Annotated in this window: 13 protein-coding genes and 1 pseudogene; 6 read left to right on the forward strand and 8 right to left on the reverse strand. The window is 73.3% G+C overall.

What is annotated here, in order from left to right:
* Positions 1-229: 229 nt before the first annotated feature.
* The 5 genes from IF43_RS0106060 to IF43_RS0106080 all read right to left on the reverse strand — a co-directional run bounded on the left by IF43_RS0106060 (position 230) and on the right by IF43_RS0106080 (position 8236).
* Complete coding sequence (locus tag IF43_RS0106060; protein ID WP_030194965.1) at positions 230-2023, reverse strand: ABC transporter permease/substrate binding protein; 1794 nt, start codon at positions 2021-2023, stop codon at positions 230-232.
* On the reverse strand, positions 2023-3084 hold the full coding sequence (locus tag IF43_RS0106065; RefSeq protein WP_037887462.1) for a glycine betaine/L-proline ABC transporter ATP-binding protein: 1062 nt from the start codon (positions 3082-3084) through the stop codon (positions 2023-2025). Before IF43_RS0106065 ends, IF43_RS0106060 begins: the two co-directional genes overlap by 1 nt.
* Positions 3085-3398: 314 nt before the next feature.
* Complete coding sequence (locus tag IF43_RS0106070) at positions 3399-4493, reverse strand: S8 family peptidase (RefSeq protein WP_234331970.1); 1095 nt, start codon at positions 4491-4493, stop codon at positions 3399-3401.
* Positions 4494-4642: 149 nt separating this feature from the next.
* Entirely contained in the window at positions 4643-5746 is a 1104-nt protein-coding gene (locus IF43_RS0106075; protein WP_030194972.1) for a sugar ABC transporter substrate-binding protein, read from the reverse strand.
* A gap of 336 nt (positions 5747-6082) precedes the next feature.
* Positions 6083-8236: a M4 family metallopeptidase gene (locus IF43_RS0106080; RefSeq protein ID WP_030194974.1), complete on the reverse strand. Its 2154-nt coding sequence runs from the start codon at positions 8234-8236 to the stop codon at positions 6083-6085.
* A 284-nt stretch (positions 8237-8520) separates the two neighbouring features.
* On the opposite strand from IF43_RS0106080, the gene IF43_RS0106085 reads away from it, so the two are divergent.
* On the forward strand, positions 8521-9450 hold the full coding sequence (locus IF43_RS0106085) for a hypothetical protein (RefSeq protein WP_030194977.1): 930 nt from the start codon (positions 8521-8523) through the stop codon (positions 9448-9450).
* 66 nt (positions 9451-9516) lie between these two features.
* Here the strand turns inward: IF43_RS0106085 and IF43_RS0106090 are convergent, their stop codons facing one another.
* Complete coding sequence (locus IF43_RS0106090; RefSeq protein ID WP_037887463.1) at positions 9517-9918, reverse strand: ATP-binding protein; 402 nt, start codon at positions 9916-9918, stop codon at positions 9517-9519.
* Between the two features lie 183 nt (positions 9919-10101).
* On the opposite strand from IF43_RS0106090, the gene IF43_RS0106095 reads away from it, so the two are divergent.
* The 3 genes from IF43_RS0106095 (at position 10102) to IF43_RS38990 (ending at position 11784) form a co-directional block, all read left to right on the forward strand.
* The gene (locus tag IF43_RS0106095) at positions 10102-10671 is read left to right on the forward strand and encodes a hypothetical protein (protein WP_199922679.1); all 570 of its coding nucleotides are present in this window, start codon (positions 10102-10104) and stop codon (positions 10669-10671) included.
* A gap of 415 nt (positions 10672-11086) precedes the next feature.
* On the forward strand, positions 11087-11290 hold the full coding sequence (locus IF43_RS0106100; protein WP_051794778.1) for a hypothetical protein: 204 nt from the start codon (positions 11087-11089) through the stop codon (positions 11288-11290).
* 227 nt (positions 11291-11517) lie between these two features.
* Positions 11518-11784 carry a DUF4235 domain-containing protein gene (locus IF43_RS38990; protein WP_030194988.1) on the forward strand — a complete coding sequence of 89 codons (267 nt, stop codon included), beginning with the start codon at positions 11518-11520 and terminating at the stop codon, positions 11782-11784.
* A 129-nt stretch (positions 11785-11913) separates the two neighbouring features.
* Here IF43_RS38990 and IF43_RS0106110 read toward each other — a convergent pair whose 3' ends face one another.
* The gene (locus tag IF43_RS0106110; RefSeq protein ID WP_030194991.1) at positions 11914-13029 is read right to left on the reverse strand and encodes a glutamate--cysteine ligase; all 1116 of its coding nucleotides are present in this window, start codon (positions 13027-13029) and stop codon (positions 11914-11916) included.
* Positions 13030-13626: 597 nt separating this feature from the next.
* On the opposite strand from IF43_RS0106110, the gene IF43_RS0106115 reads away from it, so the two are divergent.
* Positions 13627-13902: an isoamylase early set domain-containing protein gene (locus tag IF43_RS0106115; protein ID WP_030194995.1), complete on the forward strand. Its 276-nt coding sequence runs from the start codon at positions 13627-13629 to the stop codon at positions 13900-13902.
* 198 nt (positions 13903-14100) lie between these two features.
* Positions 14101-14448: an STAS domain-containing protein gene (locus tag IF43_RS36115; RefSeq protein ID WP_051794779.1), complete on the forward strand. Its 348-nt coding sequence runs from the start codon at positions 14101-14103 to the stop codon at positions 14446-14448.
* 123 nt (positions 14449-14571) lie between these two features.
* Here IF43_RS36115 and IF43_RS42400 read toward each other — a convergent pair.
* A pseudogene (locus IF43_RS42400) lies at positions 14572-14654 on the reverse strand (lytic transglycosylase domain-containing protein); the annotation flags it as partial.

Consider the following 14654-nt stretch of genomic DNA (forward strand, 5'->3'; position numbering starts at 1 on the left):
GGTTGGCCCGTCGTTCGTCGTCTTCCTGCTTCCCGGTGGGGCGTTGGGCCTCTGTGCAGTGCTCGGCGGCCCCGGGGACGGGCCCCTGCGCGCGAGGGCGCCGCACGTGCGGTCCCGTACGGGTTTCCGCGTGCGGCGCCCTCGGCGCACCGGCCGCAGGTGTCGCGGGGCAGGGGTGAGGCGTCGGGTGTCGGCCGTCAGGCGTCAGGGGTCGGCCGTCAGTGGGCCGTCAGGAGAGCCGGACGGCGTCCGGGTTCTCCTTCAGCCAGGCGCGGACCGCCTGCCGCTCCCTGCCCTTGCCGCTCTGCTGGATCTTCGCCTCCAGCCCCGTCAGCTGCTCCTCGGTGAGCTTGAAGTCGCGCAGCCAGCGCGCCACCTCGGGCTCGTCCTCCGCGAAGCCCTTGCGGGCGACGGTGTGGATGCCGTCGCCCCTGCCCCAGGCGCCCTTGGGGTCCCGGAGCTTGGTCAGGTCGTAGGAGGAGTACGCCCAGTGGGGGGACCACAGGACGACGGCGACGGGTTCCTGCTTCTCGTAGGCCCGCTTCAGCTCGGCGAGCATGCCCGGCGTCGATCCGTCGACGACCTGGTACTCGCCGTCCAGGCCGTACTCGTCGAGGACCTGGTCCTTGAGGAGCGACATCTCGCCGGCGCTCGGCTCGATGCCGATGATCCTGCCCTTGAACCGGTCGGCCTTGCCCTTGAGGTCGGCGAGGGAGCGTACGTCCTTGACGTACGCGGGGACGGACAGCTCCAGGGACGTCGGGCCGTACCAGGAGCCGAGGTCCTCCAGCTCGTTCCCGTACTTCTTCCAGTACCGGGCGTGGGTGACGGGCAGCCAGGAGTCGGTCTGGAAGTCGACGCCGCCGCCGGCGAGGCCGGTGTACAGCGCTCCGGCCTCCAGCTGGCGGGCGTCGACCTTGAAGCCGCGCTGCTCCAGGAGTTCCTTCCACAGGAAGGTGGAGGCGATGCCCTCGTCCCAGGGGATGTACCCGAGGGAGAGGGTGCGGCCCCTGCCGGTGTTCGCGGCGCCCGCGGGGCCGTCCTGGTCCCCGGTTCCGGCGACGCTGTTCAGGGCGCCGGCGGCGAGGGCGAGGACGACGGCCCCGGTGACGGCGTGGGCGGGTCGGGGGCGGTGGCTCCACCACCGGGCCGCGCCGGTGGCCGCGGACCGGGCGCCGGCGAGGGCGCGCCGGCCGAGCGGGGAGACCTGGCGGCCCAGGGCGCCCGTCATGCGGTCGAGGTACATGGCCAGGATCACGATGGAGACGCCGGCTTCGAAACCGAGGCCGATGTCGACGTTGCCGATGGCCCGGTAGACGGCGCCGCCCAGTCCGCCGCCGCCCACCATGCCCGCGATGACGACCATGGACAGGCCGAGCATGATGACCTGGTTGACGCCCGCCATGATCGTGGGCAGTGCCAGCGGCAGCTGGAGGCGGAGCAGGGTGTCGCGCGGGGTGGTGCCGAAGGCCTCGGCGGCCTCGACGAGTTCGCCGTCGACCTGGCGGATGCCGAGCTCGGTCATCCGCACGCCGGGCGGCAACGAGAAGATGACGGTGGCGATGATGCCGGGTACGACGCCCACGCCGAAGAAGACGATGCCGGGGATCAGGTAGACCATGGCCGGCATCGTCTGCATGAAGTCCAGTGCGGGGCGCAGGACGGCGCTGATCCGGTCCGAGCGGGCGGCGAGGATGCCGAGCGGGACGGCGGCGGCCAGGGTGAAGACGGTGGCGACCAGGACCAGGGACAGCGTGGACATGGCCTCGGACCACAGGCCGACGGAGTCGACGAGCGCGAGGGCGGCGAAGGCGAGCAGGCCGGCGAGCAGGCCGCGCAGCCACCAGGCGCCGACGGCCAGGATCCCCGCGAACAGCAGCGGGGCGGGGGCCGACAGCACCGCGTCGACGGCGTCGTCCAGACCGGTCATCAGGGAGCCGATGGCGTCGAACAGCCAGGAGAGGTGGCGCTGGAGGAGGTCGACGCCGCTGTCGACCCAGGCGCCGAGGTGCAGGCGGGGCATCAGGCGGCGACCTCCGTGCAGCGCAGCGGGGGCCGCTGCTCGTCGCCGATGAAGCCGACGAGGCGGCCCTGCGGCACGGAGCCGACGACGGCGCCGTCGGCTCCGGTGACGGCGACCGGGTGGGGGACGCGGGCGCTGACCGCACACAGCTCGGCGAGCGGGGCGTCGGCACTCACCGTGGGGCAGCCGCAGGAGCGGGCACCGGCGGGGGGCGGTGCCATGACGGCGTCGGCCGTGAGCACGCGCGAGCGGTCGACGTCCTGGACGAAGGAGGCGACGTAGTCGTCGGCGGGGCGGGTGAGGATGTCCTCGGCGGTGCCCTGCTGGACGATGCGGCCGTCGCGCATCACCGCGATGCCGTCGCCGAGGCGCATGGCCTCGTTGAGGTCGTGGGTGATGAAGACGATCGTCTTCTTCAGGGTGCGCTGGAGTTCGAGGAGCTGGTCCTGCATGTCACGGCGGATCAGCGGGTCGAGGGCGCTGAAGGACTCGTCCATGAGGAGCAGGTCGGCGTCGGTGGCCAGGGCACGGGCCAGCCCCACGCGCTGCTGCATGCCGCCGGACAGCTCGTCGGGCCAGGACGTCTCCCAGCCGCCGAGCCCGCACAGCTCCAGGGCCCGGGCGGCCCTGCGCGCGCGCTCGGCCCGGGGGACGCCCTGGACCTCCAGTCCGTAGCCGGCGTTCTCCAGGACGCTGCGGTGCGGGAACAGCGCGAAGTGCTGGAAGACCATGCTGATCCTGGTGGAGCGGAGGCGGCGCAGCGCGCGCGGGTCGAGGGCGGTGAGGTCCTCGCCGTCGAAGAGGACGCGCCCGGAGGTGGGTGCCAGGAGCCCGTTGAGCATGCGCAGCAGGGTGGACTTGCCGGATCCCGACAGGCCCATGACGACGAAGATCTGACCCGGTTCCACTCGGAACGACGCATCGACGACGGCGGCCGTCGTGCCGTCGGCGCGCAGCGCCTCGCGGTCGGCTCCCTGCTCGAGCGCGCGGACCGCGGCGGCCGCGCGGTCGGGGTTCCCTCCGAACACCTTGTAGACGTGCTCGGTCTGGAGCGTGGACACATACACCTCGCGGGTCGTACCGGAAACGGCGCGCCGCCCTCCGGAGGACCGGGGGGCGGCGGGCCGCGGAGCGGGGCGGGATCGGCCCGCGTGCGCCCCGCGCTCCGGCAGCGAGCCGGAGTGCGGGGTTCCGCTCCGGTGGAGCCCCTGCCCGGGCTCCACTCCGGCAAACGCGAGGGTGAGTCACCTCACGTGCGAGCTCGTGCGTCCGCGCCAGGTCCGAGGGCAGGTCCGCGGACGCGGTCCGGTACGGGGTCCGGTGCGCGGTCCGGCACGCGGTCCGGCGCCCGGCCCCGGTGGGTGGGCGGCGCGGGTCAGAGGCCGCCGGTGTTGAGCAGCCGGTTGGGAGTGTCGAGGCGGACGCCGCGGAGGATGCCGCGGGTGGCCGTGCGGTCGAGCCAGCGGTGGACCTCGCCGGCCGTGGCGTGCGGGTGGGCCGACAGGTACAGGGCGATCACGCCGGTCGCGTGCGGCGCGGCCCAGGACGTCGCGCCCTCGTCCACCGTGGCCGTGCCGCCGCCGGCAAGGGCTGAGGTCACCTTCTGGCCGGGGGCGTACAGGTCGACGCAGCGCCCGTAGCCCGATCCGTAGGAGCCGTTGTCGCTCCACGGGCGGTCCTTCGGGGTGGCGGCCGCGACGACGATCGTGCCGGGGACGCCGGCCGGGGAGTGCTTGCAGGCGTCGTCGTGGAAGTTGCCGGCCGAGACCACCGTCGGGATCCCGGCATCGACCATCTTCTTCACGGCCGCCTCCACGGCCGCCGACCGGCGGCCGAAGTTGAGGGACATGTTCACCACGGCGGGCTTCTTCGCGTGCGCGATGACCCACCTGACCGACTTCACCACGGCCGCCTCGGCCGCCGCCGGGGAACCCCCGCCCTCGCTCTCGCACAGGATTCCCTGGACCCGTACGAGCTCCGCCTTGGGTGCGACCCCGTACTTCGCCCCGGCGATGATGCCCGCGACGAACGTGCCGTGGCCCAGGCCCCCCTCGTCGAAGCAGTCCCGGGAGTCCTTCGGGCCCACGAAGTCGGCGCCGAGGCGGGCGCGTCCGCCGAACTCCTCGTGGGCGATGTCCATCCCGGTGTCGATCACGTAGACGTGGACGCCCCTGCCCGTGGCGGTGGTGGTGAACTTCCCGTTCAGCGGCCGCGTCCGCTGGTCCAGGACGTCCAGGTTCCAGGGCACGCGCCGGGTGACGGGTGACGCCCCGGCGCGTACGGTCCCGGACATCACCCCCGCGGGATCGGCGGACCCCGCCGCCGGACCGGACGACGCCCCGCCCCCGAAGGACGCGACCGCCTCCCCCCGCTCCTTGGCGGGATGCGTCCCGCCGCTTCCCCCGGCCGCCACGCCGGCCGCCCCGCCGCAGGCCGAAGCCCCGAGCACGGTCGCGACGGCCATCGCCATGAGACCGGCCCTCGTCGTCTTCCGCTTCACAACGCCCCCCACACATCACTGCTTCGTCCGCACGTCACTGCCCAGGACGACCGCGGAGGGCATGCGGTTCCGGGGGAGCCGTTCGGCGCGGCGGCGGCGGCCGGGGCGCTGCGGCCCGGCTAGTTGAGGCCGATCTCCTCGCACGCGGCCTTCAGTTCGTCGGTGCAGATCTCGGCGACCGTGTAGACGCCGTCGTTGACCACGGTGGACCTGATGTTGCTCCTGGTCAGCGCGACGCCCGGGACGAGCACCGACGGCACGCGCTTGGAGGTCGGGCTGTCGACGACCTGGTTGATGATGCCGTCGATCCTCTCGCCCTTGGCGAGCGCGACGGCCATCTCCGCCGCGGCCGCGGCTTCGGGCGCGTACGGCTTGTAGACGCTCATGTACTGGGTGCCCGCGACGATGCGCTGCACGCCGGCGAGTTCGGCGTCCTGGCCGGTGACCGGGGGCAGGGGGGAGACGCCGGCCCTCTTGAGGGCGGTGATGATGCCGCCGGCCATGCCGTCGTTGGCCGAGTAGACGCCGACGATGGCGCTCTTGCCGAGCGACGAGATCGCGGCCGCCATGTTGGCGGTGGCGTTCTCCGGCTTCCAGTCGGCCGTGTCGTACTCCTTGCCGACGTTCACCGCGCCGTCGAGGACGGCGTGCGCGCTCTGCTTGAACTGCCGCGCGTTCGGGTCGGTGGGCGAGCCGTTCATCATGACGATCCGGCCGGACCTGGCCTTGTCGCCCAGCGCGTCCAGCAGCGCCTTGCCCTGGACCTTGCCGACGTCCTCGTTGTCGAAGGAGGCGTAGGCGTCGATCGGGCCCTCGGCGAGACGGTCGTAGGCGACGACGGGTATGCCGGCGCGCTTGGCCTTCCTGACCGAGTCGGCGATGGCCTTGGAGTCCACCGCGTCGATGATCAGGACGTCCACCTTGTCGGCGATCATCGCGTCGACCTGCGTGCTCTGGACCGCCGCGTCCTGCTGTGCGTTGGCGTAGAGCACCTTGCCCTTGCCCAGGGTGAAGTTGCGGACCTTCTTCTCGATGAGCGGCTTGTCGAACTTCTCGTAGCGCGCGGTCTCGTTCTCGGGGAGGAGCAGACCGACCTTGACCGCGTCGCTCTTGACGGACCCCCCGGGTCTCGCGTCGTCCTCCTCCGCGCCGCACGCGGCGAGCGAGACGGTGATCGCGCAAGCAGCGACGGCGACGGTGGCCCGCCCCAGACGTGTGTTCACTAGGTAAACCTCCCTGACGAGGCCGTGTCCAACCGGCCGAGGTAGGCGAAGTCAACTCGGCGCCGGGAGGGTCGTCAAGGAGTGATTTCTTAACGAGATGGCAACGTTGCCATCATCCTCGGGCCTCGGACATTACGCCTCATCCTGGGTGGTTCCTCGCCTTTGGAGCGAGGGCATCCACTTCAACTTGTGAATCTGGCACGGGTGTTGTCCCCGCGGGAGAGCCGTGCCGGTCGGACCGGTTCCGCCCGGGAGCGTGGAACGGCCCGGGCGGGGGCGTCGTACGCCGTCCCGCCCGGGCCGTCGGTCAAGGCCGGTGCCGAGTGGTGTGCCGGATCAGCCGGTGGTGACCGACGTGTCGTCGATCAGGAAGCTGGTCGCCAGGGAGGAGTCCTCGGCGCCCGTGAACTTGATGGTGACCGTCCTGCCCTTGAAGGCGGAGAGGTCGAGGGTGCGCTGGACGTAGCCGCTCGGCGTGGCGTTGGAGTACGTCGCCAGGGTGGTCGTCGTGGTGCCGGAGACGACCTGCGCCTTGAGCGTGTCGTACGCGGTGGTGCCGGTCTCCTTCGTGTCGATCGCGAGCCAGAAGGAGAGCTTCGGGGCGGCGGCCGTCGACGGGATGGTCACCGACTGGGACAGGGTGTCGGTGTGGGCGGAGCCGTACCCGTCCAGCCAGGCGTAGTAGGAGCCGCCGTGGGGGGTGGCGCCGGTGTCGTTGGTGATGACGCCGGAGGACGCGGACCAGGTGGTCGCGCCCGACTCGAAGCCCGGGTTGGCCAGCAGGTTGGAGCCGGTCGGCGGCTGGGTGCTGCCGCCGCAGGTGGTGGCGGTCGGGGCGACGGCGACGCCGCTCCAGGCCTTCTCGACGGTGGTGCACTGGGTGCTGCTGGCGCCGTACAGGTCGGTCGCGGCCTTGATGGTCGCGGTACGGGCGTCCGCGTACGTGGAGGCGGCCGTCAGGTACGTGGTGAGCGCGCGGTACCAGATCTTGCCGGCGGTGGCGTTGCCGAGGCCGGTGACCGTGCCGCCGTCGCAGGTCGGGCTGTTGCCGTAGCTGGAGGCGCCGGAACCGACCGCCATCAGGTAGAACCAGTGGTTGCCGACACCGGACGAGAAGTGCGGGTCGAGGTTCTTGGTGTTGGTGGTCCAGCAGCTCTGGGAGGAGCCGTCCTTCTTCGGGTCGTCCATGTACCGCAGCGGCGAGCTGCTGATCTTCTCGCCGATCAGGTAGTCGGGCGTGTCCGCGGGGCTGTTGGCGTTGAACTCGACCAGGGTGCCGAAGATGTCCGAGGTGGACTCGTTCATGCCGCCCGCATCGCCGAAGTAGTTCAGGCCCGCGGTGGCCGAGGTGACGCCGTGGCTCATCTCGTGGCCGGCCACGTCCAGCTCGGTGAACGGCTTCTGGCCCACGGCGCCGTCGCCGTAGATCATGCTGAAGCTGTCGTCGTCCCAGCCCGCGTTGTCGTAGTTGACGCCGTAGTGGACGAAGGAGCGGGCGCCGACGCCGTCGTTCTTGATGCCGCTGCGGCCGTGGACGTTCTTGTAGTAGTCCCAGGTGGCCTGGATGCCGTAGTGGGCGTCCACGGCGACGGTGGCGCGGTCGCTCAGGGCGCCGTTGCCCCACACGTTGTCCGCGTCGGTGAAGCCGACCCCCCAGCCGGCCGGCGGCGAGTCGTTGGTGGCGGTCTTGTTCTGGGCGTCCCGCGTCTCCCCGTTACCGCGGGTCGGGTCCTTGAGCTCGTACCCGCCGGTGATGCTGTTCGTCCCCAGGGTCACGTCGCCGACCTGGTAGCCGTGGCCCGTGCCCGAGGCGCTCACACCGGCGAGGGAGGCGGTCCGCGGCGCCGTGGTCTTCGGCGCGGTGCGGGCGGCGCGGCCCGGGACGACGGTGGTGTGGAAGGTGTTCCAGGACTTCCCGGCCTTGCCCGTCGTGGCGTTGACCAGCGTGTAGAAGTGGCTGGGCGAGCCGTCGGGGGCGGTGCCGTCGACGACGACCTGCCAGGCGAGCACCGGCGTGGCGGAGGTCGCGTCGACGACGAGCTGGGCCCGGGTCCGCTTCTTGGCGCCCTTGAACTTCGCGGCGGCCGCGGCGATCGCGCGCTGCTTGCCGACCTTCGGGGTCACCGGGAGCGACAGCGGGGCCTTGAGGGTCATCGAGGTCGAGCGCAGCTCGCCGTTGGGGGCCGAGTGCACGATGACGTCGCCGCCCAGGACCGGCAGGCCCTGGTAGTGGCGGTCCAGGTGGACGTGGCGGGTGCCGTCCCTGTCGACCGTCACGTCGTGTGACAGGAAGGTGTCGTGGCTGCCGGCGCGGACCGCGGCGGGGCTCGCGGTCACCTCGGCGATGGCGTCCCGCAGGGCCTGGGCCTTGCTCGCCTTCGGCGAGACGGCGCGAGGGCCCTTGGCGGCGGAGGCGGGGGTACCCGCACCGGTTATGAGGAGGCCGCTGACCGCGACGGACAGCGTTCCGACGAGCAGTGATCGTTTCATGGGCCGAGAGAATGGCGGGATCCGCGGCCCCAGGGCAATGAACTGCAAATTCTGTTTAATAAGCACCCTTGTGAAGTGGCCATGCCATGTTACCGGCGTGTGTCCCCGTTGTTTCCTGCCCAGGTGGGCGGGCGTGCCCGGTGCCGACCGAACGTCCGGTGCCCTTCCGGGCACAACGCGGGCCCAGGCCAAGACTGTTCACATCGTGATGCGCGTCACCTGGCGTTTGGCTGGAAGTCGCTAGCATGTGCCACCCCCCACACGGCACGCAGGACGGATCACCTGTGCCCTCTCAAACCCCCCTGCCCGACCTGGCCGTCGCCCTGCGCAACGGCCCGTTCGAGGTCGCGCTCGACTGCGCCGTGCGCGCCAGCGGCCTCAGTCTGGAACGCATCCAGCACCGGCTGGCGATCCGCGGGGTCACCGTCAGCGTGACCACCCTCAGCTACTGGCGGCGCGGCCGCAGCCGCCCCGAGCGCCCCCAGTCCCGGCAGGCCGTCCGGCTGTTGGAGGAGCTGCTGGGGCTCCCCACCGACTCCCTGGTCTCGTTGCTGGGTCCGCAGCGTCCGCGGGGACGGTGGGTCAAGAACCCGCCGCGGGTCCTGGAGACCGAGCACCTGTGGCAGGAGTACGAGAGCCTGCCCGGCCTGCTCGACGCGATGGGCTCCACCGACGACGGGCTGACCCGGCTCGCCGTGCACGACCGTTACGAGATCGACGAGAACGGCGCCGAGCGGCGGCTCGCCGTCACCATGGTCCTGCGCGCCGAGCGCGAGTGGGTGGACCGGCTGGTGCTCATCAGCCGCGGGGACGACCCGCAGCGCGAGCTGCCCGAGATCACCGACGTCCGCAACGCCCGCAAGGGGCGGCGGCGCTCCGACCCTTCCGTACCCCTGTACGTCGCGGAGCTGCTGCTGGACCGGGTTCTCACCAAAGGCGAGACCGACGTGATCGAGTACACCTACGCCTTCGCGACCAGCGGCGCCCGCACCAGCGAGGTCGGCACCGGGTTCCGCGCCCCCGCCCGCCTCTACACCCTCGAGGTCCAGTTCCATCCCGACGCCGTCCCCGTCCGGTGCCAGCGGTACGCCGGCACGACCGCCGGCGCCATGGATCCCGCGGGACAGGTCTGGATCAGCGCCTCCGGCCGCGCCGCCTTCACCGTCGAGGACCCCGGCCCCGGCTTCCAGGCGATGCGCTGGGAATGGGAGTAGCGGCACCGCCGAGGAATACGGACCCGGGCCGTGCCTGCAGGATGCGGCCCCGGGGAACCGCGAGGTTCAGGTGCCCGGCACGTGGACGTGGACGGTCTTGCCGCCCTCCCGCGTGGGCCGGACGTCGACATCGGAGGCCAGGCGGTTCACCAGCCGCCATCCGTACCCGTCACCGCTGCCAGCCGGATCCTGTGGGCGCAGTCGGGGCGGTTCGGGGCTGGTGTCGGTGACGTCGATGTCGATCCCGTCCCCGGCCCAGGCCATCTCCAGGTTGCACGGCCCCGGGGTGTGCCGTACGGCGTTCGTCACCAGCTCGGAGACCACCAGCAGCACGGCGTCCTGCGCATCCGCCGGGAGCCCGTGGCCGGTGGCCAGCGCCTCGTCGACGAAGCCGCGGACCTCGGCGCGCGCCCGGGCCGCGGCCCCCGCGCTGCCGCAGTCGCAACCTCGCCGTACGGGACGGGCCATCAGCCCCTCCTCGCGCCTGGCACCACCTGCTCGGACCTGCGCTGCTACCCCCGGTAGCCGCCCCCATGCCCCGCTGGGGGCCGCCCTCCGGGTTTCGCCGGGGGGCGCCGGGGCAGGGGCGGAATCGAAGAGCCCCTCCGCGGGCGACTGCGCTGCCGTCCGCGAGCGAAAGGTGCGGTGATCATGGCGGAGCGTCTCCTCGCGGCCCCCGATGCGGAGCGGCTGCTGGCCATCTACCTCAACGACCATCTGGCGGGGTCGAACGCCGGGCTCTCGCTGATCCGGCGGATCGTCCGGCACCATCGGCACACCCCGCTCCGGGCTCCCCTGACGCGAATCGCGCAGGAGGTCGCCGAAGACCGCGACAGCCTGCGCGAGATCATGCAGGCCCTCGACACGCCGGCCCTGCACGCCCGAGCGGCCGTCGGCGCACTGGCGGAGCGGGCGGCCCGCCTGAAGCTCAACGGCCGCCTGATCTCCCGCTCCCCCCTGAGCGACGTCCTGGAACTCGAGGCCATGCGCCTGGGCGTGGAAGGCAAGGCGGCCGGCTGGCGCGCCCTGCGGAGCGTGGCCGAGTCCGACCCGCGACTGGACGGCACGACGCTGGAGCGGCTGTCGGACCGGGCCGAACGTCAGGCGCGTGCACTGGAGGAGATGCGCCTGGACGCGGCCGCCCGCGCGTTCCCGGCGGAGGGCGCGGCGTCGGGCCGCCGCCGTCGACGGCGGCACCTGGGTGCGCCGGCTGTGGGGTGACCCAGGATCACTCGGCCGGCCCTCGCCGCCCGTCGGCACGTCCGCCCGGGGGCGGCCCCCGTCCCGAAGGAGAGTGAGCACGATGACGGACAGGACGGCACGAGCCACTCGGAACCACAACGAGCCGGCCAGCCCCGCTCCGCGACCCCGGAGTCCCGACCCGGTCCCCCGCGACCCCCGGTCGCCGGAGCCGCGTCGGGAACCGCCGCCCGACCGGCAGCCCGAACCCGACCACGAGCCTGCGCACCGGCCACCGGAACCACCCGACTGACGCGGCCGGCCAGGACTCGGACGGGCGTGCCGCCCCCGAGCCGCCGACGGGGGCAGGCACCGCCGCCGCACAGGGTGCAGGCCGTCACCCTCCGTGCCATTTTGGTCGGGCAAGCCATCCACGCATCACAGAGGAGTCGCCGTCATGGGCGGTATGCAGGACAAGAGGCAGCAGCCGGGCAAGGGGCGCGAGGAGCAGGAACGCCCCCACGAGCCGGGGCCGGGCCCATCCCGCTCCCGCCAGGAGGGCAAGACTCCGGACGAGCTGCGCCGCCGTGGCGAGGAGACGGACCGGACGCGCGCCGAGCGCGAAGAGGACATGGACCGGACGGGCGACGAGGAGATGTGACGACGGCACCGTCCGGTCCGCTGGTCCAGGACCCGGCCAGGCCCGAGGAGGCCCCGGCCGGGTTCTTTCCGGTGCCTCGGCAGCGCGCCCCTGTTCCGCCGTGCCGGTGCGGTGCGTTGCACCGGTCTCGTGGAGGCGTGACCGCTCCGGTCGGCATCGTCGCGACCGGACCGGGCAGGCGCCCCGTAGGACGTCTGCCCGGTCGGACCCCTGTCTCGGGAGGGATCGTGAACAAGGCGAAGCTCGTGTACCGGCCCGTCGGGCTGGGAATCGGCGCGGTGAGCGGGATGGTGGCCTCGGCGCTGTTCAAGCAGCTGTGGCCCGTCTTCGGACGAGGGGATGACGCCCCTGACGCGCTGGACGAGTCCCGCTCGTGGCCGGAGGTGCTGCTGGCCGCCGGACTGCAGGGCGTGGTGTTCGCCGTGGTGCGGGCGGGCGTGGACCGGGCGGGTGCCGTCGGCGTGCGCAAGCTGACGGGCACCTGGCCCGGGTGAGGCGGACGCCGGGCGCTGCGCGCCGACCCTGGGAACCGGCGGCCGTCGGCCGCAGGCGAATCCCCGCGCGGGTGGCCCCGGCATGGCCCGGCCCCGGCGGGCACGGGCGAGGGGTGACCCGCAGACGGCTCAGCCGGTGGAGGCCGGGGTGGTCAGGCGCGCGCACTCGGTCACCACGGCGCGCAGCGCACCGGTGGTGCGCAGGAGGTGCCGCTGGCGGCGGGCACCGTTGCCACGCCCCAGGAGCCGGGCGACGCCCTCGCGGACGAGCTCGTGGTCGCCGTTGTCCTCCAGGGCGTCCCGTACGTGGTCCAGCAGTACGTCGAGGACCGCCTCGGGCGGGGCCGGGGCCATCGAGCGGGGGTCCAGCAGCGGGCCCTCCAGACCGGATTTCGCCGCCCGCCAGGAGGCGAGCCGCAGCAGGCCGACGCCGATGCGGGCCGGCGGGTCCCCCGCCCGCCAGGCGCGGACGGCGGTGTCCACCAGGGCCCGGGCCAGGGCGGCGAGGAGGACGGGGGTGTCGGGGTCGAGGCAGACGTCGGCGACGCGGATCTCGACGGTGGGATAGGTGGCGGACAGCCGGGCGTCGAAGTAGACCATGCCCTCGTCGCGCAGGACACCGGTGGTGAGCATGTCGCGTACGTGCTGGTGGTAGCGCTCGGCGCTGCCGAAGACCTCGGTGGGACCGGCGGACGGCCAGCGGTTCCACACCCGGCTGCGGTAGCTGGCGTACCCGCTGTCGTGGCCCTGCCAGAAGGGGGAGTTGGCACTGATCGCGGTCAGGACCGCCAGCCAGGGGCGCATGCGGTCCACGGCCGCCACGCCCTCCTCGTCGGACGCGACCGAGACGTGGACGTGGCAGCCGCAGGTGAGCTGTTCCTGCGCGGTCAGGCCGAACTCTCCGCACATCCAGCGGTAGCGTGCGCCGGGGCTGGTGGAGGGGGTCACGGGCAAGGGGGACGTGGCCAGCGCGGCCACGGCCGCCCCGGCTTCGGCGGCGTACCGGGCCGCCTGTGCGCGCCAGCGGACGATCTCCTCGGCCAGCTCGCCCATCCGCAGCACGGGGCGCGTGGAGAACTCGACCTGCTCGCGCTTGAGCTCCCCCTCCAGGACCCCCTCCCCCCGGGCCGCGGCGGCCGCACCGGCCTCGCGGGCCGCGGACAGGACGGCGGACGACAGCGCCAGCGGCTCCCCGGTCCGGGCGTCGACGAGCAGCAGCTCCTCCTCCACCCCGACCCGGCGCACCCCCGTCACCGGCGGCCGCCGCGGCAGACCGCACCCGCACCCGTCGCGGGCGGCTGCCACGACGGGCCGGGGTCGCGCCCGGCCGCGGGGGCCGCGGAACGGCCGCCCTGGCGGCCCGGCGACCGGCCCGGCGACCGTACGCGGCGACGGCGGGCGGGCACGGGCCCCTCCGCCTCCGGGGGCGCCGGGGCCCGACGCGGCGGTACGAGTCCCGGCAGCACGCGGACGATCGGTACGCCGCCTTGTCCCATCCGGTGCGACAGCATCCCCCCATCCTGCCGCCTCCCCCCGTGCCCGGCCCGCCGACGGGCCCGGACGAGCGGATCGTCGTGGGGCGGAAGGCCCAACGGTCCGGGCCGGGGACGTGTGCGGCGGGCCGGGGACGTGTGCGGCGGGCCGGCCCCTGCACGGGTGCGGCGGGCCCCGGCGACGCGTGATCGACCTCCCCGGCCCCCGCCAGGCCGCCCAGCCGGCCGACAGCCCGCACACCGGACCGGGTGACCGGGCGCGCACGTAGGGCGCGTACGACGCGTCCCGGAACCGGCATGGACCAGGATGCATCCGGCAGCCTCCGCCCCGACCGACAGGAGTCCCGACGTGCTCGAACGCAAGAAGCTCAAGGGCCGTACCCAGATCACCTTCGTCCTGCCCGACGACGCCCCCGAGGGACCGGTCAGCGTCGTGGGGGACTTCAACCAGTGGAACCCGTACGCCCACCCGCTGACCCCCCGGGGCGACGGCACCCGCGCCGCGACCGTCACCCTCCCCGCCCACACCATGCACTCCTTCCGCTACCTGGCCACGGGTGACCACTGGTTCGACGAGGACGGCGCCGACCACCACGACGGCACCAACTGCCGCGTGCGCGCCTGAACCCCGGCCGATCCGGCGGCCGCCCGGCCCCACACCTGCGCTGTCAGGCGGTGTGGGGCCCTTCGGGCGGCGACGCCCTCCGCCACGGATGCCGCCCCGGACCGGCCACCGGTCCTCGCGGGACCGCGTGGACCGGATCGGGCGAGCAGGCATGGTCGCCCGTGCCCCGGGCAGGCGCCTGACACAGAGGAGGTCGCCATGACCAGCGGAGAGGATCGCACCAGTCAGCCCACCGCGCCCCGCAACGCCGGACCACATGTCGTCCGCGTGAGCGGTGAGATGGACTTCGACCACGCCGAGCAGCTCGGCGCGATGCTGGCCGAGGCTGTGGACGAGGCGCCGGACGGCTCGGACATCGTCGTCGACCTGCGGAACTCGTCCTTCTGCGACTCCGCGGGGCTGAACCGGTTGCTGGGGTCCCGGCAGCGGGCCCAGCAGGCCGGCCACCGCCTCGTGCTCGCCGCCCCCAGTCACCAGATGGTGAGGATGCTGGAGCTGACGGAGACGGCCGCTCTGTTCCCGCTCATCCCCGCCGTCGCCCTCTGAGCCCTACCGGCGCCGCCGGGCGGGGCCCGGCGCCCGCCACCGTGCAGGCATGCGGAAGGCCCCGGTGGCCGGCCTGGGGAGGCCGGCCACCGGGGCCTTCGCACGTGTGTCGCCGCTGGCGGCTCAGTACCAGTGGTTGGCCTGCCAGAAGTTCCAGGCGCCGACCGGGGAGCCGTAGCGGGAGTTCATGTAGTCCAGACCCCACT

Source organism: Streptomyces sp. NRRL S-87, assembly GCF_000719335.1.
Lineage (GTDB): Bacteria > Actinomycetota > Actinomycetes > Streptomycetales > Streptomycetaceae > Streptomyces.